Source organism: Escherichia whittamii (genome assembly GCF_014836715.1).
In the GTDB taxonomy this organism is placed as follows: domain Bacteria; phylum Pseudomonadota; class Gammaproteobacteria; order Enterobacterales; family Enterobacteriaceae; genus Escherichia; species Escherichia whittamii.
The window spans coordinates 506965-532302 of sequence record NZ_JACSQI010000001.1 but is presented as its reverse complement, the minus strand read 5'-3'; the positions used below and the strand labels follow the sequence as shown (position 1 = coordinate 532302).

The following is a 25338-nucleotide window of genomic DNA, read 5'->3' as shown; positions in this document are numbered from 1 at the left end:
CGCAAGGGGCGGAAAACACAATGGAGTGAATATGAGCGTATTACGTTCGTTATTAACTGCCGGGGTGCTGGCGTCGGGCCTGTTGTGGAGCCTGAACGGAATTACCGCTACCCCTGCGGCGCAGGCATCTGATGATCGCTACGAGGTTACCCAGCAGCGTAACCCGGATGCCGCCTGTCTGGACTGTCATAAGCCAGACACCGAAGGTATGCATGGCAAACATGCTTCTGTTATCAACCCGAATAACAAACTGCCGGTCACCTGTACCAACTGTCACGGCCAGCCGTCACCGCAACACCGCGAAGGGGTGAAAGATGTGATGCGCTTTAACGAGCCGATGTACAACGTTGGTGAGCAGAACAGCGTTTGTATGTCCTGCCATCTGCCGGAACAGTTGCAAAAAGCGTTCTGGCCGCACGATGTCCACGTGACCAAGGTGGCGTGCGCCAGTTGCCATTCTCTGCATCCACAGCAAGATACGATGCAGACGTTAAGTGACAAAGGACGGATTAAGATTTGCGTCGACTGCCACAGCGATCAACGCACCAATCCGAACTTTAACCCGGCGTCTGTTCCGTTGCTTAAGGAGCAGCCATGACCTGGTCACGTCGCCAGTTTCTCACCGGCGTCGGCGTGCTGGCAGCCGTCAGCGGCACCGCAGGGCGCGTGGTGGCGAAAACGTTGAATATCAATGGGGTACGTTACGGCATGGTGCATGATGAGTCGTTATGCATCGGCTGTACCGCCTGTATGGATGCTTGTCGGGAAGTGAACAAGGTGCCGGAAGGTGTGTCGCGCCTGACGATTATTCGTAGCGAGCCGCAGGGCAAATTTCCTGATGTGAAATATCGCTTCTTCCGTAAGTCTTGTCAGCACTGCGACCATGCGCCGTGCGTTGACGTCTGCCCAACGGGCGCGTCTTTTCGCGATGCCGCCAGCGGGATTGTCGATGTTAACCCGGATCTCTGCGTCGGTTGTCAGTACTGCATCGCCGCCTGTCCGTACCGCGTGCGCTTTATCCATCCGGTCACGAAGACGGCGGACAAATGCGATTTCTGCCGTAAGACCAATTTGCAAGCCGGTAAGCTACCCGCGTGCGTTGAGGCTTGCCCGACGAAGGCGCTGACGTTTGGCAATCTGGACGATCCCAACAGTGAGATTTCGCAACTGCTGCGCCAGAAGCCCACTTACCGCTACAAGCTGGCGCTGGGAACCAAACCGAAGCTGTACCGTGTACCGTTTAAATACGGGGAGGTGAGCCAATGACGCAGGCTTCCGCATTTCATTTTGAATCGCTGGTGTGGGACTGGCCGATTGCCATCTATTTGTTTTTGGTTGGTATTTCTGCCGGACTGGTGACGCTGGCGGTGTTGCTGCGTCGCTTCTATCCACAGGCAGGCGGCGCAGACAGCACGTTGCTGCGCACCACGCTGATTGTCGGGCCTGGGGCGGTGATCCTCGGTTTGCTGATCCTCGTCTTCCACCTGACAAAGCCGTGGACCTTCTGGAAGCTGATGTTTCACTACAGTTTTACCTCGGTCATGTCGATGGGGGTGATGCTGTTTCAGCTCTACATGGTGGTGCTGGTGCTGTGGCTGGCGAAAATCTTTGAACACGATTTGCTTGCCCTGCAACAACGCTGGTTGCCGAAGCTGGGGATCGTTCAAAAAGTTCTGAGCCTGCTGACGCCCGTTCATCGCGGACTGGAAACGTTGATGCTGGTGCTGGCGGTGCTGCTGGGGGCTTATACCGGTTTTCTGCTGTCGGCGCTGAAATCGTATCCGTTCCTCAATAACCCGATCCTGCCGGTGCTGTTTCTCTTTTCCGGCATCTCGTCCGGTGCGGCTGTGGCGCTGATCGCTATGGCGATACGTCAGCGTAGTAATCCGCATTCCACGGAAGCGCACTTTGTTCACCGAATGGAAATCCCTGTGGTATGGGGCGAAATCTTCCTGCTGGTGGCGTTTTTCGTCGGCCTCGCGCTGGGCGATGACGGTAAAGTGCGTGCACTGGCGGCGGCATTGGGCGGCGGTTTCTGGACGTGGTGGTTCTGGCTTGGTGTCGCCGGGCTGGGACTGATTGTACCGCTGCTACTCAAACCGTGGGTGAATCGCAGTTCCGGCATTCCTGCCGTGTTGACGGCGTGTGGAGCCAGCCTGGTCGGAGTGTTGATGCTGCGCTTTTTCATTCTCTACGCCGGACAGTTAACGGTGGCGTAAGCCAGAAAAGAGGTGGTTTCTGGACGTATTCCTTCCTGAAGTCGGTTTTCTGGCGTTGTTGTTAAGTCTCGGGGTCAACGTGTTGACCCCGCTGACAACCTTCGCGGGAGTGCGGTTGCGCAGGCCTGCCATGATGCGACTCACCAGCATTGGCATCCTGGCGCAGTTCGCGCTCCTGCTGCTCGCCTTTGGCGTGCTGACGTATTGTTTTCTCATCAGCGATTTCTCGGTCATTTATGTCGCCCAACATAGCTACAGCCTGCTGTCGTGGGAACTTAAACTGGCGGCGGTGTGGGGCGGTCATGAAGGTTCGCTGCTGCTTTGGGTGCTGTTGCTTTCCGCCTGGAGCGCGCTGTTTGCCTGGCGTTATCGGCAGCAAACCGATCCGCTATTTCCGCTGACGTTATCCGTTTTATCTCTCATGCTCGCCGCGCTGCTACTGTTTGTGGTGCTGTGGTCCGATCCCTTTGTGCGGATATTCCCCCCAGCAATCGAAGGCCGCGATCTCAATCCGATGCTGCAGCATCCTGGTCTTATCTTCCATCCGCCGCTGCTTTATCTTGGCTATGGCGGTTTGATGGTGGCGGCGAGTGTGGCGCTGGCAAGTTTACTGCGTGGCGAGTTTGATGCTGCCTGCGCCCATGTTTGTTGGCGTTGGGCGCTGCCGGGGTGGTGTGCATTAACGGCGGGGATCATCCTCGGTTCCTGGTGGGCTTATTGTGAACTGGGGTGGGGCGGTTGGTGGTTCTGGGACCCGGTGGAAAACGCCTCCTTATTACCCTGGCTTTCTGCCACTGCGCTGTTGCACAGTTTGTCCCTGACACGCCAGCGGGGGATTTTCCGTCACTGGTCGCTGCTGCTGGCGATAGTCACTCTGATGCTGTCGCTGCTGGGTACGTTGATTGTTCGTTCCGGTATTCTGGTTTCGGTTCATGCGTTCGCGCTGGATAACGTCCGCGCCGTGCCGTTATTCAGTCTGTTTATGCTGATTAGCCTTGCGTCTTTGGCGCTATATGGCTGGCGAGCGCGGGACGGTGGTCCGGTTATGCGTTTTTCAGGGTTATCGCGGGAAATGTTAATCCTCGCAACGCTGTTGCTGTTTTGCGCGGTGTTACTGATCGTGCTGGTGGGAACGCTTTATCCGATGATTTACGGCCTGCTGGGCTGGGGGCGACTCTCCGTTGGCGCGCCGTATTTCAACCGCGCGACCTTGCCGTTTGGCCTGTTGATGCTGGTGGCGATTGTGCTGGCGACGTTTGTTTCTGGCAAACGCGCGCAGCTTCCGGCGCTGCTGGCGCATGCGGGCGTACTGTTATTTGCCGCCGGGATTGTAGTTTCCAGCATGAGTCGTCAGGAGATCAGCCTGAATTTACAGCCCGGGCAGGAGGTAACGCTGGCGGGTTACACCTTCCGTTTTGAGCGTCTCGATCTGCAAGCCAAAGGCAATTACACCAGCGAAAAAGCGGTAGTGGCACTGTTTGACCATCAGCAACGTATTGGTGAATTAACGCCGGAGCGGCGTTTTTATGAAGCACGCCGTCAGCAAATGATGGAGCCGTCAATTCGCTGGAACGGCATTCATGACTGGTATGCGGTCATGGGCGAGAAAACCGGGTCGGATCGCTACGCATTTCGTTTGTATGTACAAAGCGGCGTGCGCTGGATCTGGGGGGGAGGATTGTTGATGATTGCAGGCGCATTATTAAGTGCATGGCGGGGGAGGAAGCGCGATGAATAAAGGGTTTCTCACTTTGCTGCTGCTGTTCGCCTGTTTTGTGCGTGCTCAGGTCGTAGACACCTGGCAATTTGCCAATCCACAACAACAGGAACAGGCGTTAAATATTGCCAGCCAGTTACGCTGCCCGCAGTGCCAGAATCAAAACTTACTGGAATCCAACGCGCCGGTGGCGGTTAGTATGCGCCATCAGGTCTACAGCATGGTGGCGGAGGGGAAAAACGAAGCCGAGATCATCGGCTGGATGACTGAACGCTACGGTGATTTTGTTCGCTATAACCCACCATTAACTGGTCAGACGCTGGTCCTGTGGGCGCTGCCCGTGGTGTTGTTACTGCTGATGGCGCTGATCCTCTGGCGGGTGAGGGCGAAGCGATGAGACAGCCTCAAATTCCGGTGAAAATGCTGACAACACTCACGATTTTGATGTTATTTCTCTGTATCAGCAGTTATTTGTTGAGTCCGAGATGGCAAGCTGTACGCGGTGAATATCAGCGTCAGCGCGATCCGTTACATCAGTTTGCCCGCCAGCAAACGCCGGAGGCACAGCTTCAGGCATTGCAGGATAAAATCCGCGCTAACCCGCAAAACAGCGAGCAATGGGCGTTGCTGGGTGAGTATTACCTGTGGCAAAACGATTACCGCAATTCGCTGCTGGCGTACCGGCAGGCGTTACAGATACGTGGTGAGAACGCTGAACTGTACGCGGCGCTGGCGACGGTGCTCTACTATCAGGCAAGCCAGCATATGACTGCTCAGACTCGCACGATGATCGATAAAGCTCTCATGCTGGACGAAAACGAAATCACTGCTCTGATGCTGCTGGCTTCCGATGCGTTTATGCAGGCGAACTACGCACAAGCCATCGAACTATGGCAAAAAGTGATGGATCTCAACTCACCGCGAGTTAACCGAACGCAGTTGGTCGAGTCGATTAATATGGCAAAACTGTTGCTGCAGCGATCGGATTAATCTTTCGTGTTGAAGATTATGTGATTGAGCTGCATAAAAAATAACCGAATGAACATGTGCTAAAAATAATCACCAATCAGTATTATTGCAGACCAAACAAATAAAAATCTTTCCATAACAAATAGTTATTCATCAATCTTGCCATAAACTCGCGTTATTATGCATTAATGCAGCGAAAAGCTCTGTTGTTAAAGGGTTGCGCAACATACCGCGCAAATGATACTGATCATAGGCGTTAAAAAAATCTACAAACCAACGCAACACAATCCATACCCTGCAGTTTATAACGTTCTTGCGTTTTTGAACGGGGAACGGCGTTCCACTGAGGAAGTCAATCGTATGAAAAATATAAAAATCAGCCTGGCCTGGCAGATACTCATTGCTATGGTGCTGGGCATTCTACTGGGAAGTTACCTCCATTATCACAGCGACAGCCGTGACTGGTTAGTCGTTAATTTTCTCTCCCCGGCAGGTGATATCTTTATCCACCTGATTAAAATGATCGTTGTGCCGATCGTGATTTCCACGTTGGTGGTCGGTATTGCTGGAGTCGGCGACGCCAAACAGCTCGGGCGAATTGGTGCGAAAACCATTATCTACTTCGAGGTGATCACTACCATCGCCATCATTCTGGGGATCACCCTGGCGAACGTCTTCCAGCCCGGTGCTGGGGTGGATATGTCGCAGCTGGCGACTGTCGATATCTCGAAATATCAGAGCACTACTGAAGCTGTCCAAAGCAGTTCCCACGGCATTATGGGGACGATTTTGTCGCTGGTGCCGACGAACATTGTGGCGTCGATGGCGAAAGGCGAAATGCTGCCAATCATCTTCTTCTCGGTGCTGTTTGGTCTGGGGCTTTCTTCCCTGCCCGCGTTGCATCGTGAACCGCTGGTGACTGTGTTCCGCTCCATCTCCGAAACCATGTTTAAAGTGACTCACATGGTGATGCGTTACGCTCCAGTGGGGGTATTCGCGCTGATTGCGGTGACGGTGGCTAACTTCGGTTTCTCTTCCCTGTGGCCGCTGGCGAAGCTGGTGCTGCTGGTGCATTTCGCTATTCTGTTCTTCGCGCTAGTGGTGCTGGGTATTGTGGCGCGCCTGTGCGGACTGAGCGTCTGGATCCTGATTCGTATTCTAAAAGATGAGCTGATTCTGGCGTATTCCACTGCCAGCTCTGAAAGTGTGCTGCCGCGAATTATTGAGAAGATGGAAGCTTATGGCGCCCCGGCGTCGATCACCAGTTTCGTGGTGCCGACGGGATACTCCTTTAACCTCGACGGTTCGACGCTGTATCAAAGTATTGCGGCTATCTTCATCGCGCAGTTGTATGGTATTGACCTGTCCATCTGGCAGGAAATTGTCCTGGTCCTGACGCTGATGGTGACCTCGAAAGGGATTGCGGGCGTACCGGGCGTGTCGTTTGTGGTGCTGCTGGCGACGCTGGGAAGTGTGGGGATCCCGCTGGAAGGTCTGGCGTTTATTGCCGGTGTAGACCGTATTCTCGACATGGCGCGAACTGCGCTGAACGTGGTGGGTAATGCGCTGGCGGTGCTGGTGATTGCCAAGTGGGAACACAAATTTGACCGCAAAAAGGCGATGGCCTATGAACGTGAAATGCTGGGCAAATTTGATAAGACTGCGGATCAGTAATTGAAGATTGCCGGGGTCATCCACCCGGCAATGTGCGGATGCCTGATGCGACGCTTAACGCGTCTTATCAGGCCTACGCCAGACAGCGCAATAGCCTGATTTAGCGTGATTTTGGTAGGTCGGATAAGGCGTTTACGCCGCATCCGACATCAATAATGCCTGATGCGATGCTTAACGCGTCTTATCAGGCCTACGCCAGACAGCGTAATAGCCTGATTTAGCGTGATTTTGGTAGGTCGGATAAGGCGTTTACGCCGCATCCGACACATCATTTTAGCCGTTGGTTAACTTTTCAAACTCTTCACACCCGGTATCAAACCCTTCCATACAGCTCAGGTTCAACCAGTGCAGCGCCTTCTGTTTGTTCTTCTCGATAAAACCTTCTTCACCGTTTAAGAACATCATTCCCGCCCAGTACTCGGAATAACCGGTACGGGAAATAGCGGAGCTACGCTTGAAATACCAGGTCGCTTTCTCATCGTCGGCCTTAATGCCTATGCCGTTGGCGTAAATCAAACCAAGCAGCATCTGGGCATCGACGGCGGAGTCGTTCTCCAGATCTTCCGAAGCGTTTTCTAACAGCGAAATCGCCTTCGGATAATCTGGTTTACCTGCCTGAGTATTCACCAGAATATGCGCCAGCGTCACTTCACCTTCTTTACTGCCCGCTTGCGCTGCTTTTTCAGCGAGAATTTTTGCTTGTGGATAGTCCAGACTCACCGGATTGGTGATTTTAATCTGCGCTAACAGCGCGCAGGCATCGGCATCACCACTGTCGGCGGCTTTCTGTGCCCAATATTCGGCTTTGCTCAAATCGCCGGAGCTAAACCAGCTGTCGGCAAGAAAATATTGTGCGCGTCTGTCTCCGGCTTCTGCCGCCTTTACATATTGGCTGCCAGGCTCAGAGTCATTCGCGTGGGCAAAGAATGTCAAAAACAACATCAATGCGATAATTTTTTTCATTTTGATAATACGATTGGGTAGGGTGTATCCAGTATAAAGAGTTCGAATGGATAAAAAAACAGCCTCCCAAAGGAGGCTGTAGAAGGGACTTATTTACGCCAGTGCCGCTTCGCGCAGGCGAGTTTTCAACTTGTTGTACTCGTCAATCACGTACTGCTCGGCGGCGCGCTGATCGGCAATCGGCTCGACGCGCACGGCGCAGTATTTGTATTCCGGCGTTTTGGTAATTGGGCTTAAGTTCTCGGTAACCAACTCGTTACAGGCGCCAATCCACCACTGGTAGGTCATGTAAATCGCCCCTTTGTTAGGACGATCGCTGACCTGCGCACGGGTGATAATTTTGCCTTTACGCGAATGGACCCAAATCAGCGCTTCATCTTCAATACCCAGACGTTTGGCGTCTTCGGTATTGATTTGCGCATAGCCAGGTTCATCAGCCAGCGCCGCCAGTGCCGCACAGTTACCGGTCATTGAACGGCAAGAGTAGTGGCCAACTTCACGCACCGTTGACAGTACCATCGGGTACTCGTCGGTGAGTTTGTCGATTGGCGCTACCCAGTCGCAGGTGAAGAACTGCGCCAGGCCGTTCGGGGTATCAAACTTCTCTTTAAACAGATAAGAGGTTCCCTGATCGGCATCTGAAGTATCGCGGCAAGGCCACTGAATGAAGCCCAGTTCGCCCATTTTCTCGTAAGTCGCACCGTAGAAATCCGGGCACAGATGACGCAACTCGTCCCAGATCTCCTGGGTGTTGTTGTAGTGCATCGGATAACCCATACGGGTGGCGATTTCACTGATAATCTGCCAGTCCGTTTTCAGATCCCACTTCGGTTCAACTGCCTTGAAGAAACGCTGGAAGCCACGGTCTGCCGCAGTATAGACACCTTCATGCTCGCCCCACGAGGTTGACGGCAAAATGACATCCGCCGCTGACGCGGTTTTGGTCATAAAGATGTCCTGGACGATGACCAGTTCCAGATCTTCAAAGGCTTTACGTACTGCCGACAGTTCCGCATCCGTTTGCAGCGGATCTTCGCCCATAATGTACGCCGCACGGACTTCGCCATGCGCCGCACGGTGCGGCAGTTCGCTGATGCGATAACCGGTATGGGCCGGCAGGCTTTCTACGCCCCAGGCTTTGGCGAATTTCTCGCGGTTAGCCGGATCTTTCACGTACTGATAGCCAGGATACGTATCTGGCAGTGCGCCCATATCACAGGCCCCCTGCACGTTGTTCTGACCACGAACCGGGTTAACGCCCGCATGCGGCTTACCGAGGTTACCGGTCAGCATCGCGAGGCTGGTCAGAGAACGTACGGTTTCCACGCCCTGATAGAACTGGGTAACACCCATGCCCCACAGAATAGATGCGCTTTCCGCCTGGGCATACATCCGCGCCGCCTGACGAATCTCACTGGCGCTAACGCCGGTGATATCTTCAACCGACTCCGGCGTGTAGCCTTCAACGATTTTACGATACTCTTCAAAGCCTTCCGTACGGGAAGCGACAAACGCTTTGTCGTACAGATTTTCTTCAATAATGACATGGCCCATCGCATTCAACAGCGCGATGTTCGAGCCGTTTTTCAGTGCGATGTGCATGTCAGCAATGCGCGCGGTTTCAATTTTGCGCGGATCGCAGACGATAATTTTCGCGCCGTTACGTTTAGCGTTAATCACGTGATTCGCCACGATAGGGTGGGAATCCGCCGGGTTGTACCCGAAGACGAACACTAAATCGGTATTATCAATTTCGTTAATGGCATTGCTCATTGCGCCGTTACCGACCGATTGGTGCAGACCTGCAACCGATGGGCCGTGTCAGACGCGAGCGCAGCAGTCAACGTTATTGGTACCAATAACGGCGCGCGCAAATTTTTGCATTACATAGTTGGTTTCGTTACCCGTACCACGCGAGGAGCCGGTCGTCTGGATGGCATCCGGACCGTACTTCTCTTTGATGGCGCTCAGGCGCTCGGCAACGTAATTCAGTGCCTCATCCCAGGAAACAGGTTCGAGTTTGCCGCCACGCTGGCGACGGATCATGGGGGTTTTCAGGCGCGGGGTCAGGATCTGGGTATCGTTAATAAAATCCCAGCCATAATAACCCTTCAGACACAGAGTACCCTGGTTGGTTTTCCCCTGCGCTGCCTCCGCCCGGACGATTTTGCCGTTATCGACGACCAGGTTGATTTTGCAACCTGATGCGCAATATGGGCAAACCGTGACGACTTTTTTCATCAGTCTCGCTCCAGTTAATCAAATCACGCATACGCGCTCTCGACCACAGTATGCATCTTTTATGCCACATTTTATTTGAGGCTATTCCCTGATATTACGGGCACTATTTATTCAAAACGCTGACGAAAAACAGGCTGTCGTCAGTTTTGACGTGACGAAACGAAATACCGCGTGACAGCCATCACGCGGCAGACATTTTATTTTTTCTCGATGTCAGGAGCCGCCTGATATCCGCCGCCCAGCGATTTCATCAACTGAATACTTTGAATCACACGGCGGCTGTCCAGCATCAGTAATGACATCTCTTCGGAAAGCACCGGCAACTGGGCTTCGGTTGCCTGTAAGCGACTGGTTAGACCGCGTTTGTAGGCAGCGTCAGCGGCACGCTGCGTGAAGCGGGTCACTTCCACGCGTTCGGCCTGCATCTGCCGTTCGTCATTGAGCGTTTGCAGACGTGTGCCATTGACTGCAACATCGCGCACTGCGTTCAGCACTGACTGGTTGTAACGTTCAATCATCATGTTGCTGGTGGCGCGAGTGCTTTCGAGATTGGCATTCAATCGCCCGCCATCAAACAGCGGCAATTTTAGACCCGGAATGAAGTTGAACTGACGACTGGTCTTTTTGAATAAGGTATCCAGGTGGATGGAGTCCAGACCGAAAAACGCTTTGATATCAAAGCTCGGATAGAACAACGCCCGCGCGGAATCTACCTGATCTAATGACGCCTGAACATACCAGCGCATCGCTTGCAGATCCGGGCGTCTGGCGAGCAACTCATAAGAGAGAGTCGCCGGAATGCCGGTCTGTACTTGCGGTAATGCCACCGGCTTGATTTCCGGCATATCGCTGGAGCCTGCACCAATCAATGCACGCAGAGATTCTCGCGTTTCGGTAATCTGCCCTTTGACAGCGGCAATTTGTTTATCGACCGCCAGAATCTGCGCCCGCGCGCCGTGGAAAGGCACTTGCGCTTCCAGGCCGTGCGCCACTTTGCTCTGGTGCGCTCTCACCGCGTAATCAATCACATCGCGAGTTTGTTCTAACAGATCGAGCATCTGGTAGCTGGCCTGCATGCTGTAATAAAGCTGCGCCACGCCCGTTGTGAGTGATAACTCCACCGCTGCGGTTTCTGCCAGGGCGGCATTATGCGCGCCAATGGCGGCGGCAACCGCCGAGCGATGTACTCCCCACAAATCAAGATCCAGTCCGGCAAACAAACCGACTGTGGCTTCCGTATAGTACGGCCCGTCCATACCCAGTGCTGGCGCATCCATTGAATAAGGGCTTAAAAAGCCGTTCGCCGAGACACGTTGGCGGTTGAGCATCCCTAATGCCGCCACCTGCAATTGTGAACCAGCATCTAACAGGTCGGCCTGTGATTGCGCTTTTTCTTCCCGCAGTTTCGCTTCAGCAAGCGTGTGTGAACCTTGCAGTGTACGCTGGATCAGGGCATCCAGTTGCGGGTCGTTAAACTGTTTCCACCACTGCGCCTGCGGCCAGCCGGAGCTGGCCAGATGAATATCATCGGCAAGTTTAATCTGCTCCGGTTTAAGCTGTTGATGAGGCGCCGAATCCTTACGCACCAACGCGCAGCCAGACATTAGGGTCGCGCTGCCGAGAATGCTGCATAACAGCAGGCGTGAAAGTTGACGATTGATCATTGCGCGGCTCCTTGTGCCTGTTCCGTGGCGGGCGTTAATGCCGGGGCTGTCCAGTCTGGCAAGCGGGATATAAGCTGGCAGACCTGTTGCTCCTGTTTTACTAAAGTGGAGAGTTCGACCGACGAGGGCGATAACTCTTCAGGCATGATTTGCGGTGGGAGACTGGAGGCCGTCGTCAGACCGGCGGTGTATTTCTCCAGCGCATCGGCAAATTGACCGGCCCTGTCTGGGCGTAGTGCGTGATCCAACATTTGTGCCGAATTCCAGGTCACGTCCCAGGCGTGCAGGATATCGCGCCCCTGACGAATGACACTTTGCACGCGTGCCACCAGCGTTGCACGTTCCTGTCCGTCCAGTTGACGCTCCAGCGCCACGCGGTCACACATCTCTTCGCAGGCATTAAATGCCGCATGTAGACCGATGCGAATTTGCAGATAACCTCGTAGCGTGGCGGTTTCCTGCTGGCGTGGAATACGCATCAGCTTGCTTAACATACCTAGCGCGCCAGCCAGTTTTTGTGGCAGTGCGCGCGCTTCACTTTCAGGCCAGACAAAGGTGTAAATCACCGCCGATACTGCCGTGCCGATAAGAATACCGATGGCGCGATCGCGAATTTCCACCAGGTCATACACTGGCCCAAAAACGTTTTCGAGTGTGGCCAACGCGAAGGTGACCACCATTTGTGTGCCTATATAGGAAGAGCGTTCAGAACTGGTGGCAATCCACGCGCCCAACAGGAATATCGGGGCGAGAACGAACAACAATTCGACAATATTATCCAGCCAGGGCATGACCAGCAGTGTGAATAACAGCGCCAGAATCGCACCGCAGAAGGCACCGCCAAAACGCAGCGCCATTTTCTGATACGACGAACCAACATTGGGGTTAGCGACGATCACGCAGGTCAGCATACAGGTGTGAATGCCTTCCCAGTCGACACCACTGTAGAAGGTGTAACAGATTAAACAGGCCAGCAGCGTTTTTACCGCATAGCGCATATAGTCCGGATTGGTAAAAGCATCGGGAACCATTGATGGTGGTTTGGCTGCTGGTGTTGGCAGTGTGTTGGGATCCATTTGACCCAACTGCATTAGTGCCTGGCAGATATTCTCCAGGTTGCATACCCGGGCCGCTACGGCTTCTTCTTCGCTAAGACGCCAGTCACTTTGCCAACTTTCACCTAGCGCAATAGCTTGCTGAAGTTTTTCGATTTCAGCCGCTAGTTTTTGCCGCAGCTCTTTCGTGGCCTGTGATTCGGCAAAATCGGCGGGGTGGTAGCGATTTAGCGTAGAGTAAATGTAGGTCACCGTCGCTACGCAGCTCTGCCACCATGCGCTTTTTGCTCGCCAGTCAGCGTCGTCCGCGAGGCAAAATACGTTCAGTTTTTGCAGCGCCAACGCCTCTCTTTCAACCAGTTTTTCCGGTAAAGGCGTGAGATTTTCTGCCAGATGGCTTAAGGCATCGTCCAGTCTGTCATTAAGCGCCTGATGCATCTGAGTGATGGCGCGGCTGGGAAACCACAGCACGCCGATTAACGTCATCAGTAAGGTTGGATAGAGGCCGACAACGATACACCACAGCGTTAAGCGCACAACGACTTCCGGGTAATCGAGCATGGCGGGGAAGGTTTGCCCGTAAATGGCGACAATCGCAACGGCAAAAAAGACCAGCCCCAACCGATGGGTACGCATCAAAAACATACATCCCATCAGAATCGGCCCGGCGATGATCAATCTGATCAACGGTTCGCCGTATGACCATTTGTAGATCAAAAACAGGCTGCCGATCTCCAGCACTGTGGCGACCACAAACAGGAACGCCACAAATTTGGTGTAAAACGCGTTCGACTGAATACCGTAAAACAGCACTGCCAGTGATAACGCCACGAAGGGGATCTCGAAGGTCATTGAGATCAGAATCACCAGCAGGCAGCCTACCCAGAGCTGCACGGTCTGCGGTACACGACCTGGTCGCCGCTCGCTTAACTCTTCATGAAAGAACGCCAGCAGCCTGACCATCGATAATGGCAGGGAGTTGAGCGCGCTCATTATTGCGGCTCGAGATTAGCGACTGCCGAAGCGCCGATGCGGAACATTTCCGGATCAGGTTTATCAACCATGATTTTGACCGGAAAACGCTGGGCGACGCGGACCCAGTTAATAGAACGAGAAACTTTCGGCAGACCACCAAGCACCAGACCGCCGTCGTCAGGTAGCACACCGTAGCCAATAGAATCCACTTTGCCTTCGAAGGTTTTGCCGCTGTCGCTCATCAGACGAATCGTTGCAGGTGTACCGGCATGAATGTTTTTCAAATCGGTTTCACGGAAGTTGGCAATAACATACCAGTGACGAGTGTCGATTAGCGTGAAGATAGGGCGCATGGCAGATGCAAACTGCCCGACGGAGGTCTTCAGCGAAATGACACGACCATCGAACGGCGCGCGTACTGTTGCCATTTCAAGATGCAGTTTGGTCAGGGCAATATCCGCTTCGACCGCCGCACGTTGGGCGACCAGCGCATCGACGCCGCTGACGGCACTGGCGGCTGACTGCGCCTGTAACAATACGGCATTTAGATCCGCTTCTGCCGCACGCTGTGCGGTTCTCGCGCGGTCAACATCTTCCGCTGAGACAAAACCTTCCTTCAGTAATGGCTCGGTACGGTGCAATGTATCGCTGGCCTGCTTCGCGGCGGCACGGGCTTTTTCTACCGTGGCGTTAACCGAGTCGGCACCGAACTGCTGGGCGTTCACGCTACGCTGGGTGAGCATAATTTGCTTATCCAGTGCGGCGAGGGAGGCTTCGGCTTTCGCCAGATTGGCTTCGTACGGGCGCGGGTCGATGCGGAACAGCAAATCGCCCTGTTTGACTGCCTGGTTGTCGGTGACCGCCAGCTCCACAATGCGACCGCTGACTTCCGGCACCACATCAATGGTGTCGGCTGACGCGTAAGCGTCGTTAGTTGATGGCGCACTGTCTACGCGCCAGATAACGAAAACAAGGGCAACCAGCGCCAGCGCAACCACTAACAGAGCAGGAAATTTACTGCGAGGAGCTTTTTTCGGCGTACTTTCCATGAGCGCGTCTCAAACTAGATTAGAAAAATGCCAGCCAGAGCAGCATGGCGTAGAGAGCAAAAAGGGCGGTATAAATAATTCCGACAAATGCCAGATTAATATTCGCCCTCTGAATAATTCGCCTCGTGATGAGCGTCAAAATAAGGCTGGCAATAGCGCAGAAAAACCAGCTGGGATAATAAGCGCCAATCACCGGGATCGCCGGAGATAATGAGCATCCCGAAACCGTGAAGACGGGAATTATCCAGGCTGCTTTTTTGAGTTGCATCACCATGCGAGAGAGAACTGTTGGCATAATAAATACATCCTGTCTGCTGCGAACAATATCTGTAGTGAATATCAATATCCATTGAATGCGTCAGTATGGCTATTTTCTTGATGAATAAAAATAGCTTTATTCAGCCACCGCATTCATAACTTATATGTTATGTGTATTAATTTGCTGTATATATTTTTAGAGTAAATACTTTTGGGGGCCTGAGCGCCCCCAAAAGTGAGTGGCATTAATTCGGGGTTACGATATTCACCCACAAATCAAAATTATCCAGACAGGTAATAATTTCTTCCAGTTTCGCACCATTGCCAATAATTTTGGCTTTCTTCGCTTTTACCAGATCGGCCATTTTCGCTTGTCCGGTCAGCACGGCGTGCAGATCTTCACGGCTGATATAGAAAGAGGCATTGGCTTGCGGTTGCAGCGTTTTACGGTAGTTAAGTACGCTATCGTTCAGCGTCAGATTGAGGTTATCGCCATTGCTCATATTGAAGTTCAGGCTGATATTTTTGCCAGCGGCTTTTTCGCTATCGAGACGAACGGCCATAAAGTCGAACAGCATTTCGACCGACATCCCGCGAATGGTGTCCGGGGAACCGGTGGTGCCGTGACTGAACTTATGCACCCCTTCGCGCAGCTCTTTCGCGCCGGTCAGGTAGAAACCGCGCCAGGTGGCGGACTCCGCCTGATAGCCAAGCTGTTCAAAGTTATTCGCTTGCAGATTCTTGGCCACCTGGTCACCCGGATTGGCAGCAATCACCTGTTTCAGCAGTTCTGCTGACCAGCGATAATCCCCTTGCTTGTTCGCTTCTTGCGCCATGTTGATGACGCGTGCGGAACCGCCCAGCGCTTTCACGTAACGTTTGCCCATCTCCACCTGACCATATGGATGCAGGTTTGCCGGGTTGCCGTCGTAATAGCCGAGATAGAAGTTGTACACCGCGCGAGCGTTGTGGCTGACAGAACCGTAATAGCCACGGCTGGCCCAGTTATTAGCAAGAGCAGGCGGCAGTTTAATCATGTCGCCAATTTCATTCATGGTGTAGCCCTGGTTTGCCAGGTGCAGGGTCTGGTCGTGAATGTACTTGATGGTATCGCGATATTTACCAATATAATCATTGATATGCTTATTGCCCCAGACCGGCCAGGTGTGCGGCATAAACAGTACTTCCGCTTCGTTACCCCACATATCCAGCGTTTCGTTCAGGTACTCGGTCCACTTGCTGGTATCGCGGGTTTTCGCGCCGCGCAGGGTGTAGAAGTTGTGCAGGGTATGAGTGGCGTTCTCGGCGGTACACAGGGCTTTCAGCGCCGGAATATAGAAGTGCATTTCGGCTGGCGCTTCGCTGCCCGGGGTCATCAGGAAGTCAAACTCCAGACCGTCGATGACCATCTTCTCGCCGGTTTTGGTAATGGTTTTGGTTGGTGCGATGATGCTCGGGTCGCCGGTTGCCAGCGTGACGCCGAGGCCGTTACCCACGTTGCCTTGCGCGTTGTGCGGCAGTAACAGACCGTAAGAGTAGAGCGCACGGCGGCTCATAATGTTACCTGCCAGCACGTTTTCACTGATGGCTTCGTCCATAAAGCCTTCCGGAGCGATCACCTGCACTTTTCCGGATTTTACGTCGGCTTCAGAGACAATCCCTTTAACACCGCCATAGTGGTCGGTGTGGCTGTGGGTGTAGATAACAGCAACAATCGGCTTTTGCGGACGATGCTGGAAGTAGAGATCAAGCGCGGCTTTTGCGGCTGGCGGCGTCACCAGCGGGTCGATAACAATAATGCCTTTCTCGCCTTCCACGAACGTAATGTTAGAAATATCCTGGCCGCGCACCTGATACATTTTATCGGTGACTTTGAACAGACCAGAAATACCGTTGATCTGCGACTGACGCCACAGGCTGGGGTTTACGGTTTCCGGCGCGGCGGCATTAATATCAAATTTGTAATCATCTGCGCGGTAGTAAACTTTGCCGTTGGCATCACGCAAAATACCTTCGTCCAGCAGCGGGGCGATAAATCCACGCTGGGCATCGTCAAAATCCTGACGATCGCTAAACGGCAATGATTTAGCGTAATTCTGATTAACCTGTTGGGTATATTGAGTGGCGGCTTTCGCTTCATCTGTTGCGTAAGCGGTATTTACCATCATGCCGCTGACGGCAGTTAATGCAATAACAATCCTGCTCAAACGGAATAACCGTGAGTTATTCATATAAATCTCCATTTATCATTTGTGTCGTAAATATGTAATCCATGCAAAATACGTCATTTAAAGCTGACGTTATCATAATTGGGAAACGACGAATTGAATAAGCAGAAGTGTGAACAGAACAAGCCATTTTATTAGGCATTTGTGCTGAAGAGATAAAACGGCGATAGTTTCATTTCCCTTATAAATAATACGATGCGGTTTATTCATTTATTATATATAAACGGTAATGTGGTTAGCACAGCGGGATATTGCGCTACTGTGCCAACGCTTTACTCATAGGGAATTAGCGCAGGGCAGTGTCAGATTGCGATAAAAAACGGTGATGCGCGAATATCGCTGCCCCCTGAGCGCCATTAAAGTCAGAAGACGAGGCGGCAATAAAGCGCACGGCCTGATGCGGCAGTGGACGACGTAGGTACGTTTGGGTCATCGCAATCAGTGTTTCGTGCGGGAAGGCAGGCATATCCATCACGCCGCCGCCCAGAATCACAGCGTCAGGATCGAACAGGTTTATGCTGGTAGCCATTGCGCGGGCAGCGTTTTCCAGCAGACTCTGGACGAAAGGGACATTTCCCGCATGGACGAACAGATTACTCAACGCATAATTTCGGGGCTGTTGTTCATACCAGCGTTTTAGCGTCAGTCCGGAGCAGACTGTTTCCAGACACCCTAAGTTGCCGCAGGCACAGTGTTGGGTCATATCCCCCAGGGGAATATGGCCCAGTTCGCCAGCCACGCCGTGTGCTCCAGTCCAGGGGGCACCGTTCATCCACACCGCGAAGCCCATGCCAGTACCGAGATAGACGCCAAGAACCTGCTGTTGTGTGAGTCGATTTTCCATAACGTCCCAGGAGAGTTGCAGGTTTACGTCGCGGGAAAATTCAACCGGACAGTTCAGCGCGTCTTCAAGTTTACTGGCGAGGCCATGTAACGCTTCCGCTGTTAATGGCAGGTTAGGTGTAGAAATAATGGTGCGCTTATCTTTGCTGACCAACGCAGGAAATCCCATCACCAGACCATGACAGCGAGCGTTAAAATGCCTGAGTTGCTCGTCGAGCATTCCGACGATACCCGCCATCACGCCGGAAGCAATGACTTCTACAGTACGTTTTTTTTCGCAGTGTAGCGTTTCACCTTCTGCTGTCCGCAGACAAAAACGGATATGCGTTGCCCCCATATCCACGCCCGCAACAACGTTACGCTGTTTTTGCATGAGGCTGTACCTCGCTTTTTGCAGTCAGAATCTGCGCTGCCATTATTTTCCATGCCTCGTCGATATTTTCTGCATGGTTAAACAGCCCGGATGTGCCGACGATAAAGACATCTGCCCCGGCAGCCATCAGTTTTTCGTAGGTTGCCTGGTTGCAGGAACCATCCACCTCGATTTCGTATTCCAGATCCTCTCGTTCACGCCATGCCTTCAGTTCGGCAATTTTATCCAGCATTTCAGGAATGAACGGTTGTCCGGCAAAGCCGGGATCGACAGTCATGACCGTAATTTTATCGGCTTTATGGATATAGTATTTCATTGCCTCAACCGGCGTTTCCGGGTTAAGAATCAGCCCCACTTTCATGCCATGACGGCGGATTTCGTCAATCAGGCGAAATGCCTGACCGTTGATAGTTTCCGGATGCAGAGTGATGAAATCCGCACCCGCGCGCGCCAGTTGGGTAATGTAATCTTGCGGACGCGTCACCATCAGATGGCAGTCGAGCGGAATACTTGCCAGCTTTTTTACCTGGCTTACGAAGAACGGCGAGAGCGTCAGATTCGGCACAAAGTGGCCGTCCATAATATCGATGTGAAAGTAATCGGCATGGCTGTCGATAAATTCGATCTGTTCTTTAAATTTCAGCAGATCCATACACATTAATGAGGGGGAGATTTTCATGTTCAATTCCTTACTTACTGATAAGACGGTCAAGGGCGACAGCCGCAATAATTAATCCGCCCATCACCACCAGTTGGTAATAGGTTTGTACCTGCAGAATATTCAGACCGTTGTTGATGGTGCCGATGATCAGGCCGCCAATCACCACAGAGAAAATGCGTCCTTTTCCGCCGAAAAAGCTGGTGCCGCCAATGATGGCGCTGGCAATGGCATAGGTTTCAAACCCCATACCGGCAAGCGGTTCTGCGGCACCGAGTCGTGCCGTTGAGACGACGCCTGCCAGCCCCGCGCAGACACCGGAAATGATAAACACCACCAGGATGTGGAATTTCACGTCAATCCCGGAATAGAACGCCGAGTTTTTGTTGCCACCCAGTGCGTAGATGTTGCGTCCGAGCCGCATACGCGTTGTCAGAAACCAGAGGATGACCGCGACAATTAACGAGAAGATAACGGGGACGGGTATCCCAATCACGCTGGCGGCAAAGAAGTTTACGAAGTCAAACGAGAAGCCGTATACCGAGTTGGCGTCGGAGATCACCAGCGTGATCCCACGGAAAATCGCGTTGGTGCCAAGAGTGATAATGAACGGGTGTAGCCCCGTCCAGTTGACCAGGCAGCCGTTGATCGCCCCCAGTGCGCCGCCAACCAGTACACCGCCAATCACCGCTGCGAGAAACGGATCAACACCTGCCAACATCAGTTTGGCGGTCACCATACCGGAAAGCGCCAGAATCGCGCCAACCGAAAGGTCGATACCGGCAACCAGAATGGCGAAGAATTCCCCCATGCCGATCAGTACCGTCACGGAGCTTTGAACAAAAATCTGGGTAATGTTATTGGTGGTCAGAAAATATTCCGGCGACAGCGAGCCGAAGATGGCGACGATGATCGCCAGGATAAAAAAGGTACCGTATTTATCCCAGAACAGCGCAAAGTTGAACGGTTTCTTCTCGCTCGCTTCGCTTTTTACTCTTGTGGTAAAGCCCATGCCATAATCTCCTCTTCGCTCATGTCATCGCGATTAGTCAGGATTTGCGTCAGTCGTCCTTCGCAGAACACGGCGATGCGGTCGCAGACGGCGATAATTTCAGGTAGTTCAGATGACACCATCAGGATGACTTTTCCGTCGTCTGCCAGTTGGCGCATCACTTTGTAAATTTCGGCTTTCGCGCCGACGTCGATACCACGGGTAGGCTCATCGAAAATGATCACTTCCGGGCTACAGCACAGCCATTTGGAGATCAGCACCTTCTGCTGGTTACCGCCGGAGAGTTCGGTGATGTTCTGGTTTACCGAGTGGCATTTCAGCGCCAGCAGTTCGCGTTGATTTTCAGCGGTACGTTGCTCGTCAACTTCATGAAACAAGCCCATCGCGCCTTTATAGCCGCCGTCTTTCAGACTGCGGCTGATAGCCATGTTCTGAGCGATAGAAAAGTTGGGGAAAAAGCCGTTATCCCGGCGGCTTTCAGTGATGTAAGCCATTCCTTTTTTCACGGCATCCAGGGGGGAACGTGGAGAGATATCTTTGCCATTAAGACGGATTTCTCCGCCAGCGCGTTTATCAACACCAAACAGGCAATTCATCAGCTCAGTACGTCCGGAACCGACCAGCCCGGCGAAGCCTAATATTTCTCCCCGGCTGACGCTAAATGAGATATCCCGGACCTTTTTTCTGTCGCGACTGGTGACGTTTTTCACCTCAAAAACCGTATCGTGCGCAAGGTTGCTGACATTTTCCTTCATCGCGTTAAAACGGTTTTGCAGTTCGCGGCCTACCATCAGACGGACGATATCGTCATTTGACACATCGCTCACCATACCGCTGCAAACGCTGCTCCCGTCTTTCATCACCGTATAGCGGTCGCAAATACGGCGAATTTCCGCTAACTTATGCGAGATATAGACGATGGCCGTACCCTCTTTACGCAACTGATTCATGATCAGAAACAGATAGTCCACCTCTTTATTGGTGAGTGAGGAGGTGGGTTCATCCATGATGATGACTTTGGCGTCGAGCATCAGCGTTTTGGCAATTTCCAGCATCTGCTTGTGGCTGATAGATAAGTTCGCCACCTTCTCATCTAAATCAACTTTCAAGCCCACGCGTAATAACATCATGGCTGCGCGCACACGCATTTCTCGCCAGTCGATAACATTCATGCCGCAGATTTTTTTCGTCAGATGACGACCGATATATAAATTTTCCAGTACGGTTAACTCATCAATAACGCTGAGTTCCTGATAAATAATCCCGATACCAAGTTGTGCCGCTAATTTATGATCCAGGTTGTTATAGTTAATGTTATTAATGGTAATGGTGCCTTTGGTCGGCTCATGTATTCCGGATAACACTTTCATTAGCGTGGATTTACCCGCACCATTCTCGCCTAATAACGCATGTATTTCATAAGGGTAAACCGTTAAATCAACCGATTTTAATGCGTGAACCGGACCAAAGGACTTGCCGATCCCCGCCATCGATATATATGGCGTGGCCATAAATAACCTCTCTGCACTAAATATCGTGTTATTGCCTGATGGGCTACGCTTATCAGGTCTACGTTCAGGTTATTTTGTTGGCCGGATAAGACACTTCATTAGCATCATCATCCGGCGTAATTCAGTTTTATTGAGTGACCAGGATGGAATCGACCAATTTAAATTCCGGTGCTTTATTCAGCGGGATAACCTTGCCAGATTTCTCTGCGTCAACCATCAGCTTCAGCCCTGTTGCGCCGATATCCGCCGGGTTCTGGGCAACCGTCGCGGTCATTTGTCCGGCCTCTACCATTTTGCGGGCTTCCGGAATGCCGTCTGTACCGACGACCAACACTTTGCCCGTTTTTCCGGCGTTTGCGACTGCCTGAGCGACACCCATTGCCATCGTGTCGTTCGCGCAATAGATCGCTTTAATATTCGGATTGCGTTGCAACACGTTGGTGGCGACATCCAGCGCTTTAATGCGGTCCCAGTCGGCAGGTTGGCTGGCGACAAGCTTGATCTGACTTGCTTTTTTGAAGGCTTCGGTGGCGCCATTACGACGTGCTTCGCCGGAGGCATTACCGGCTTTACCCTCAATAATTGCAACTTCCCCCCCTTCGGCACCCAGCTTGTCAATAATGAACGACGCGCCTTTCGCCCCGACGGCAACGTTATCGGTGGTGACAAAACCTTCCACATTGCCGCCTGCTTTTTTCAGGTTATCCATGTCGATTTTTTCATCGAGATTGACCAGATAAATGCCTTTTTTCCATGCGCGAGCGACAGGCATAACCAGATTCACTGAGGATAATGGCGCGAAGGCGATGCCTTTATAATTTTTATTACTGAGATCTTCGAATAGCTGTAGCTGGGACTGAAAATCACCCTCTGATGGCGAAGCAAAAATATCGACGCTGACGCCCAGCGTTTTTGCTTCATCTTCAATGCCTTTTTTCATATCTACCCAAAATGGGTTGGAGAGCGTTTTCAATACGACAGCATATTCGGCGGCAGCAATAGCGCTGGTTGACAACATTAAGCCCACGAGTGTGCCGCTGAAATATTTCAGATATTTATTCATAATAATGTTCTCACGGTAAGGGAAGAAGGAATCCCGCTGTCACGGGATTACCTTTTCTTATTTCAGCGCGCCTGGTGAAAAGAAATCAACAATTGCGCCAGTTTTTTGCATATTAATATTGGCCTGTTCAATATTGAGTTGGGCAACAGAAACAAAAAACGCGTCCAGCAAAGTCAGTTGTAATATTCTTGCCGAGGCATTTCGACCTAATAACGGCGTTTCCGGGGCAGGTGAGCAAATAATATAATCGGCCAGTTTCGCTATTGGTGAATGATAGCTATGCGTTATACAAATAATTTTTGCCCCGTTCTTTTTTGCCAGTTCTACGGCCGCTTTTACATCACTGGTTCGCCCGGAATGGGTCACTACCAGCACAACATCTCCTTCCTGTAACAACGAAGCGGACATCATCATGATGTGAGCGTCCGGATAGGCCTGACAGCGTACGCCAATACGCAAGAACTTGTGCTGTACATCAGCACAGATAGCATTTGATCCTCCGGCACCGTACAAATCCCGCTGTCTGGCCTGATAGAAAAAGCGAGCGGCACGGTGGATCTCATCAACGTTGACGATCGACTGGCCTTCCATAATGGTGCGTAAAGTGATGTTAAATACCTTATTCACCACATCCTGCGGCGCTTCATCAAAAGCCAGCTCGGAAGGTAATACCTGTTCTGACTGAGAAAAATAATCTTCCAGCGCACTGCGTAAGTTACGAAAGCCGCTAAACCCCAACAGCTTTGATACCTTAACTATCATCGCTTCAGATACCGCCAGAGCTTCTGCGACATCTTTAATTGCGGGTGCACAACTCAGGTTACCTGGTTTGAGTAACCACTCCACGATGCGGCTTTCGTTTTCTGTCATCCCTTCCTGCTTCATTCGCAGGTAAGGCGCTAACCCGATACCGTTCGGAAGCGCTGAATCAAACTCTGACTGGCTCATCACGTTCTCTTGTCCTTGAATTGAAGACGCCACTATATCACCACAGCAAGAACAGAAAAGATGCTGGTAACTTCACAAAAAAATAAAATTTATAAAGTTTGTTTTATTGTGAAAAAAAGCGAGTAACTTAAAATATTACTTTATTTAATCACTTTAAAAACATGAGTTTATTTGTTTTTCTTGTTTTTTAGATGATAGAGCTTTCTGGATAGCGAGTGTCTTTAACGCTATTGCGCTGCCGAATTTAACTCTGTAAAACAGGTCAGGAAGGCGGTTTTCATCGATTATGGGTGTTTTTAATTCATTTACATCACAAATGTTTTTTAACTGTGAAGTTTTGCGCGAGCGGGGAAGATGAATGAAAAAGATTGCATTTGGCTGTGATCATGTCGGTTTCATTTTAAAACATGAAATAGTGGCACATTTAGTTGAGCGTGGCGTTGAAGTGATTGATAAAGGGACCTGGTCGTCAGAGCGTACTGATTATCCGCATTACGCCAGTCAAGTCGCACTGGCAGTTGCTGGCGGAGAGGTTGATGGCGGGATTTTGATTTGTGGTACTGGTGTCGGTATTTCGATAGCAGCGAACAAGTTTGCCGGGATTCGCGCGGTCGTCTGTAGTGAACCTTATTCCGCGCAACTCTCGCGGCAACATAACGACACCAACGTGCTGGCCTTTGGTTCACGGGTGGTTGGCCTCGAACTGGCGAAAATGATTGTGGACGCGTGGCTGGGCGCGCAATACGAAGGTGGTCGCCATCAACAACGTGTAGAGGCGATTACGGCAATTGAGCAGCGAAGGAATTGAGATTCATCCACTATGTGTATGGATGAGTAATGACTAATGTGGATAGAGTTTTTTTCTGAGGTTGGCTAATGAAACGCTATCCGCTATTTCTTTTATTTATCCAGCTCACGCTGAGTGCCGTTCCGGCCCAGGCCGATATTATCGACGACACCATTGGCAATATTCAGCAGGCGATTAACGACGCTTATAACCCTGACCGTGGGCGAGACTATGAAGATTCGCGCGACGACGGCTGGCAGCGTGAAGTGAGCGACGATCGTCGCAGACAGTATGACGACCGCCGCCGCCAGTTTGAAGATCGCCGTAGGCAGCTGGACGACCGCCAGCGCCAGCTTGATCAGGAGCGTCGGCAACTGGAAGATGAAGAGCGGAGAATGGAAGATGAGTATGGGCGTTAGTCGGATTGTTTTTGTCTGATAGCTGGTTAATTCCAGCTCCAGTTTATCCGCAATGCTTGTCGCCAGAATCGTCAGTGACTCCTCGACTTCGGTCACTTGCAACAATAACGTCTGCTGGCAAAGCGGGAGGACGGGCCTCCCGGCTGATTATTGCGTTGGTTGTTGTTTAACGACATTAATCATCCATGGCACGCCATATTTATCGGTGACTTTGCCGAAGCCATGCGCCCAGAAGGTTTCCTGCCAGTCCATTTCGATTTTTCCGTGGGCGGCAAGGTTGTCAAACCAGCGTTTCCCTTCCTCGACCTGTTGTGAATCGAGCACCAGCGTAAAGCCGGAGTAGCTGGCTTTTCCTGACGGCATGGCATCACTCATCATGATGTCGCTTCCGGCAATGCGCACGTTAGCATGGGCGATGGCGGTATCGGGAAATTGCATACCAGAAGGGCAGCCCTCGGCGCTTTCCTGCGCTGATTTTGGCATTTCACCGAAGCTGATTTTATAGAGCAGCTCCGCGCCCAATGTGCGTTGATAATAAGCAATGGCGTCGGCACAGTTACCGGCAAAAGAGATGTAGGGACTTAACGGCATGATGGTGACCTCAGTGAAGAGAAGTCAGTTAAGTGTAGTTTGAATTTTGTACAGATGACGAGTAGGCCAGATAAGACGCGGCAAGCGTCGCATCAGGCATTTAGCACAGTTGCCGGATGGT

The 25338-nt window shown here is 51.9% G+C and carries 23 protein-coding genes; 9 read left to right on the top strand and 14 right to left on the bottom strand.

From position 1 onward, the window contains the following. Window positions 1-31 precede the first annotated feature (31 nt). The 7 genes from nrfB to gltP all read left to right on the top strand — a co-directional run bounded on the left by nrfB (window position 32) and on the right by gltP (window position 6579). Window positions 32-598 (top strand): cytochrome c nitrite reductase pentaheme subunit, encoded by a 567-nt coding sequence (nrfB, locus tag H9644_RS02420; RefSeq protein ID WP_064525629.1) that lies wholly within the window; start codon window positions 32-34, stop codon window positions 596-598. Then, a complete protein-coding gene (nrfC, locus tag H9644_RS02415) occupies window positions 595-1266 on the top strand; it encodes a cytochrome c nitrite reductase Fe-S protein (RefSeq protein ID WP_052908218.1) in 672 nt (223 codons plus the stop codon). The genes nrfB and nrfC overlap by 4 nt, the downstream gene beginning before the upstream one ends. Then, on the top strand, window positions 1263-2219 hold the full coding sequence (nrfD, locus tag H9644_RS02410) for a cytochrome c nitrite reductase subunit NrfD (protein WP_064525632.1): 957 nt from the start codon (window positions 1263-1265) through the stop codon (window positions 2217-2219). Before nrfC ends, nrfD begins: the two co-directional genes overlap by 4 nt. A gap of 19 nt (window positions 2220-2238) precedes the next feature. Further along, entirely contained in the window at window positions 2239-3957 is a 1719-nt protein-coding gene (locus H9644_RS02405; protein ID WP_074399407.1) for a heme lyase CcmF/NrfE family subunit, read from the top strand. After that, window positions 3950-4333 (top strand): heme lyase NrfEFG subunit NrfF, encoded by a 384-nt coding sequence (nrfF, locus tag H9644_RS02400; RefSeq protein WP_064525637.1) that lies wholly within the window; start codon window positions 3950-3952, stop codon window positions 4331-4333. The genes H9644_RS02405 and nrfF overlap by 8 nt, the downstream gene beginning before the upstream one ends. Then, entirely contained in the window at window positions 4330-4926 is a 597-nt protein-coding gene (nrfG, locus tag H9644_RS02395; protein ID WP_064525641.1) for a heme lyase NrfEFG subunit NrfG, read from the top strand. Before nrfF ends, nrfG begins: the two co-directional genes overlap by 4 nt. Window positions 4927-5265: 339 nt before the next feature. Next, a complete protein-coding gene (gene gltP, locus H9644_RS02390) occupies window positions 5266-6579 on the top strand; it encodes a glutamate/aspartate:proton symporter GltP (RefSeq protein WP_064525874.1) in 1314 nt (437 codons plus the stop codon). A 273-nt stretch (window positions 6580-6852) separates the two neighbouring features. Here the strand turns inward: gltP and yjcO are convergent, their stop codons facing one another. The 13 genes from yjcO to H9644_RS02325 all read right to left on the bottom strand — a co-directional run bounded on the left by yjcO (window position 6853) and on the right by H9644_RS02325 (window position 23420). Then, entirely contained in the window at window positions 6853-7542 is a 690-nt protein-coding gene (gene yjcO, locus H9644_RS02385) for a Sel1 family TPR-like repeat protein YjcO (protein WP_064525643.1), read from the bottom strand. A gap of 93 nt (window positions 7543-7635) precedes the next feature. Then, window positions 7636-9783 (bottom strand): formate dehydrogenase subunit alpha, encoded by a 2148-nt coding sequence (gene fdhF / locus H9644_RS02380; RefSeq protein ID WP_077883481.1) that lies wholly within the window; start codon window positions 9781-9783, stop codon window positions 7636-7638. Between the two features lie 197 nt (window positions 9784-9980). Further along, window positions 9981-11447, bottom strand: a complete 1467-nt coding sequence (gene mdtP, locus H9644_RS02375) for a multidrug efflux transporter outer membrane subunit MdtP (protein WP_064525649.1) — start codon at window positions 11445-11447, stop codon at window positions 9981-9983. After that, window positions 11444-13495, bottom strand: coding sequence for a multidrug efflux transporter permease subunit MdtO (mdtO, locus tag H9644_RS02370; RefSeq protein ID WP_064525652.1), 2052 nt, complete (start codon window positions 13493-13495; stop codon window positions 11444-11446). The genes mdtP and mdtO overlap by 4 nt, the downstream gene beginning before the upstream one ends. Then, on the bottom strand, window positions 13495-14526 hold the full coding sequence (mdtN, locus tag H9644_RS02365) for a multidrug efflux transporter periplasmic adaptor subunit MdtN (RefSeq protein ID WP_191772942.1): 1032 nt from the start codon (window positions 14524-14526) through the stop codon (window positions 13495-13497). The genes mdtO and mdtN overlap by 1 nt, the downstream gene beginning before the upstream one ends. A gap of 19 nt (window positions 14527-14545) precedes the next feature. Further along, window positions 14546-14821, bottom strand: a complete 276-nt coding sequence (locus H9644_RS02360; protein WP_064525658.1) for a YtcA family lipoprotein — start codon at window positions 14819-14821, stop codon at window positions 14546-14548. Between the two features lie 208 nt (window positions 14822-15029). Next, window positions 15030-17015, bottom strand: a complete 1986-nt coding sequence (yjcS, locus tag H9644_RS02355) for an alkyl sulfatase YjcS (protein WP_191772940.1) — start codon at window positions 17013-17015, stop codon at window positions 15030-15032. A gap of 283 nt (window positions 17016-17298) precedes the next feature. Next, a complete protein-coding gene (alsK, locus tag H9644_RS02350; RefSeq protein WP_191772938.1) occupies window positions 17299-18228 on the bottom strand; it encodes an allose kinase in 930 nt (309 codons plus the stop codon). Continuing rightward, a complete protein-coding gene (gene alsE, locus H9644_RS02345) occupies window positions 18212-18907 on the bottom strand; it encodes a D-allulose-6-phosphate 3-epimerase (RefSeq protein ID WP_105289451.1) in 696 nt (231 codons plus the stop codon). Before alsE ends, alsK begins: the two co-directional genes overlap by 17 nt. 10 nt (window positions 18908-18917) lie before the next feature. Beyond that, complete coding sequence (gene alsC / locus H9644_RS02340) at window positions 18918-19898, bottom strand: D-allose ABC transporter permease (RefSeq protein WP_064525671.1); 981 nt, start codon at window positions 19896-19898, stop codon at window positions 18918-18920. Beyond that, a complete protein-coding gene (alsA, locus tag H9644_RS02335; protein WP_191772936.1) occupies window positions 19877-21409 on the bottom strand; it encodes a D-allose ABC transporter ATP-binding protein AlsA in 1533 nt (510 codons plus the stop codon). The genes alsC and alsA overlap by 22 nt, the downstream gene beginning before the upstream one ends. A gap of 127 nt (window positions 21410-21536) precedes the next feature. Next, the gene (gene alsB, locus H9644_RS02330) at window positions 21537-22472 is read right to left on the bottom strand and encodes a D-allose transporter substrate-binding protein (RefSeq protein ID WP_064525677.1); all 936 of its coding nucleotides are present in this window, start codon (window positions 22470-22472) and stop codon (window positions 21537-21539) included. 57 nt (window positions 22473-22529) lie between these two features. Further along, window positions 22530-23420: a MurR/RpiR family transcriptional regulator gene (locus tag H9644_RS02325; protein ID WP_000083216.1), complete on the bottom strand. Its 891-nt coding sequence runs from the start codon at window positions 23418-23420 to the stop codon at window positions 22530-22532. A 358-nt stretch (window positions 23421-23778) separates the two neighbouring features. On the opposite strand from H9644_RS02325, the gene rpiB reads away from it, so the two are divergent. Next, the gene (rpiB, locus tag H9644_RS02320) at window positions 23779-24228 is read left to right on the top strand and encodes a bifunctional allose-6-phosphate isomerase/ribose-5-phosphate isomerase RpiB (protein ID WP_000716794.1); all 450 of its coding nucleotides are present in this window, start codon (window positions 23779-23781) and stop codon (window positions 24226-24228) included. 68 nt (window positions 24229-24296) lie between these two features. Then, on the top strand, window positions 24297-24626 hold the full coding sequence (yjdP, locus tag H9644_RS02315) for a DDRRRQL repeat protein YjdP (protein ID WP_064525680.1): 330 nt from the start codon (window positions 24297-24299) through the stop codon (window positions 24624-24626). A 147-nt stretch (window positions 24627-24773) separates the two neighbouring features. Here yjdP and yjdN read toward each other — a convergent pair whose 3' ends face one another. Beyond that, window positions 24774-25217, bottom strand: a complete 444-nt coding sequence (gene yjdN / locus H9644_RS02310; protein ID WP_064525684.1) for a VOC family metalloprotein YjdN — start codon at window positions 25215-25217, stop codon at window positions 24774-24776. Window positions 25218-25338 lie beyond the last annotated feature (121 nt).

What these genes read in the sequence shown, in the direction of transcription:
- nrfD (WP_064525632.1), top strand. Translation starts at nt 1,263, where the DNA reads ATGACGCAGGCTTCCGCATTTCATTTTGAATCGCTGGTGTGGGACTGG.
- yjcO (WP_064525643.1), bottom strand. Translation starts at nt 7,542, where the DNA reads ATGAAAAAAATTATCGCATTGATGTTGTTTTTGACATTCTTTGCCCAC.
- yjdN (WP_064525684.1), bottom strand. Translation starts at nt 25,217, where the DNA reads ATGCCGTTAAGTCCCTACATCTCTTTTGCCGGTAACTGTGCCGACGCC.
- mdtO (WP_064525652.1), bottom strand. Translation starts at nt 13,495, where the DNA reads ATGAGCGCGCTCAACTCCCTGCCATTATCGATGGTCAGGCTGCTGGCG.
- alsE (WP_105289451.1), bottom strand. Translation starts at nt 18,907, where the DNA reads ATGAAAATCTCCCCCTCATTAATGTGTATGGATCTGCTGAAATTTAAA.
- yjdP (WP_064525680.1), top strand. Translation starts at nt 24,297, where the DNA reads ATGAAACGCTATCCGCTATTTCTTTTATTTATCCAGCTCACGCTGAGT.
- alsC (WP_064525671.1), bottom strand. Translation starts at nt 19,898, where the DNA reads ATGGGCTTTACCACAAGAGTAAAAAGCGAAGCGAGCGAGAAGAAACCG.
- nrfG (WP_064525641.1), top strand. Translation starts at nt 4,330, where the DNA reads ATGAGACAGCCTCAAATTCCGGTGAAAATGCTGACAACACTCACGATT.
- H9644_RS02325 (WP_000083216.1), bottom strand. Translation starts at nt 23,420, where the DNA reads ATGAGCCAGTCAGAGTTTGATTCAGCGCTTCCGAACGGTATCGGGTTA.
- gltP (WP_064525874.1), top strand. Translation starts at nt 5,266, where the DNA reads ATGAAAAATATAAAAATCAGCCTGGCCTGGCAGATACTCATTGCTATG.
- mdtP (WP_064525649.1), bottom strand. Translation starts at nt 11,447, where the DNA reads ATGATCAATCGTCAACTTTCACGCCTGCTGTTATGCAGCATTCTCGGC.
- rpiB (WP_000716794.1), top strand. Translation starts at nt 23,779, where the DNA reads ATGAAAAAGATTGCATTTGGCTGTGATCATGTCGGTTTCATTTTAAAA.
- nrfB (WP_064525629.1), top strand. Translation starts at nt 32, where the DNA reads ATGAGCGTATTACGTTCGTTATTAACTGCCGGGGTGCTGGCGTCGGGC.
- nrfF (WP_064525637.1), top strand. Translation starts at nt 3,950, where the DNA reads ATGAATAAAGGGTTTCTCACTTTGCTGCTGCTGTTCGCCTGTTTTGTG.
- nrfC (WP_052908218.1), top strand. Translation starts at nt 595, where the DNA reads ATGACCTGGTCACGTCGCCAGTTTCTCACCGGCGTCGGCGTGCTGGCA.
- mdtN (WP_191772942.1), bottom strand. Translation starts at nt 14,526, where the DNA reads ATGGAAAGTACGCCGAAAAAAGCTCCTCGCAGTAAATTTCCTGCTCTG.
- alsB (WP_064525677.1), bottom strand. Translation starts at nt 22,472, where the DNA reads ATGAATAAATATCTGAAATATTTCAGCGGCACACTCGTGGGCTTAATG.
- yjcS (WP_191772940.1), bottom strand. Translation starts at nt 17,015, where the DNA reads ATGAATAACTCACGGTTATTCCGTTTGAGCAGGATTGTTATTGCATTA.
- H9644_RS02360 (WP_064525658.1), bottom strand. Translation starts at nt 14,821, where the DNA reads ATGCCAACAGTTCTCTCTCGCATGGTGATGCAACTCAAAAAAGCAGCC.
- alsA (WP_191772936.1), bottom strand. Translation starts at nt 21,409, where the DNA reads ATGGCCACGCCATATATATCGATGGCGGGGATCGGCAAGTCCTTTGGT.
- alsK (WP_191772938.1), bottom strand. Translation starts at nt 18,228, where the DNA reads ATGCAAAAACAGCGTAACGTTGTTGCGGGCGTGGATATGGGGGCAACG.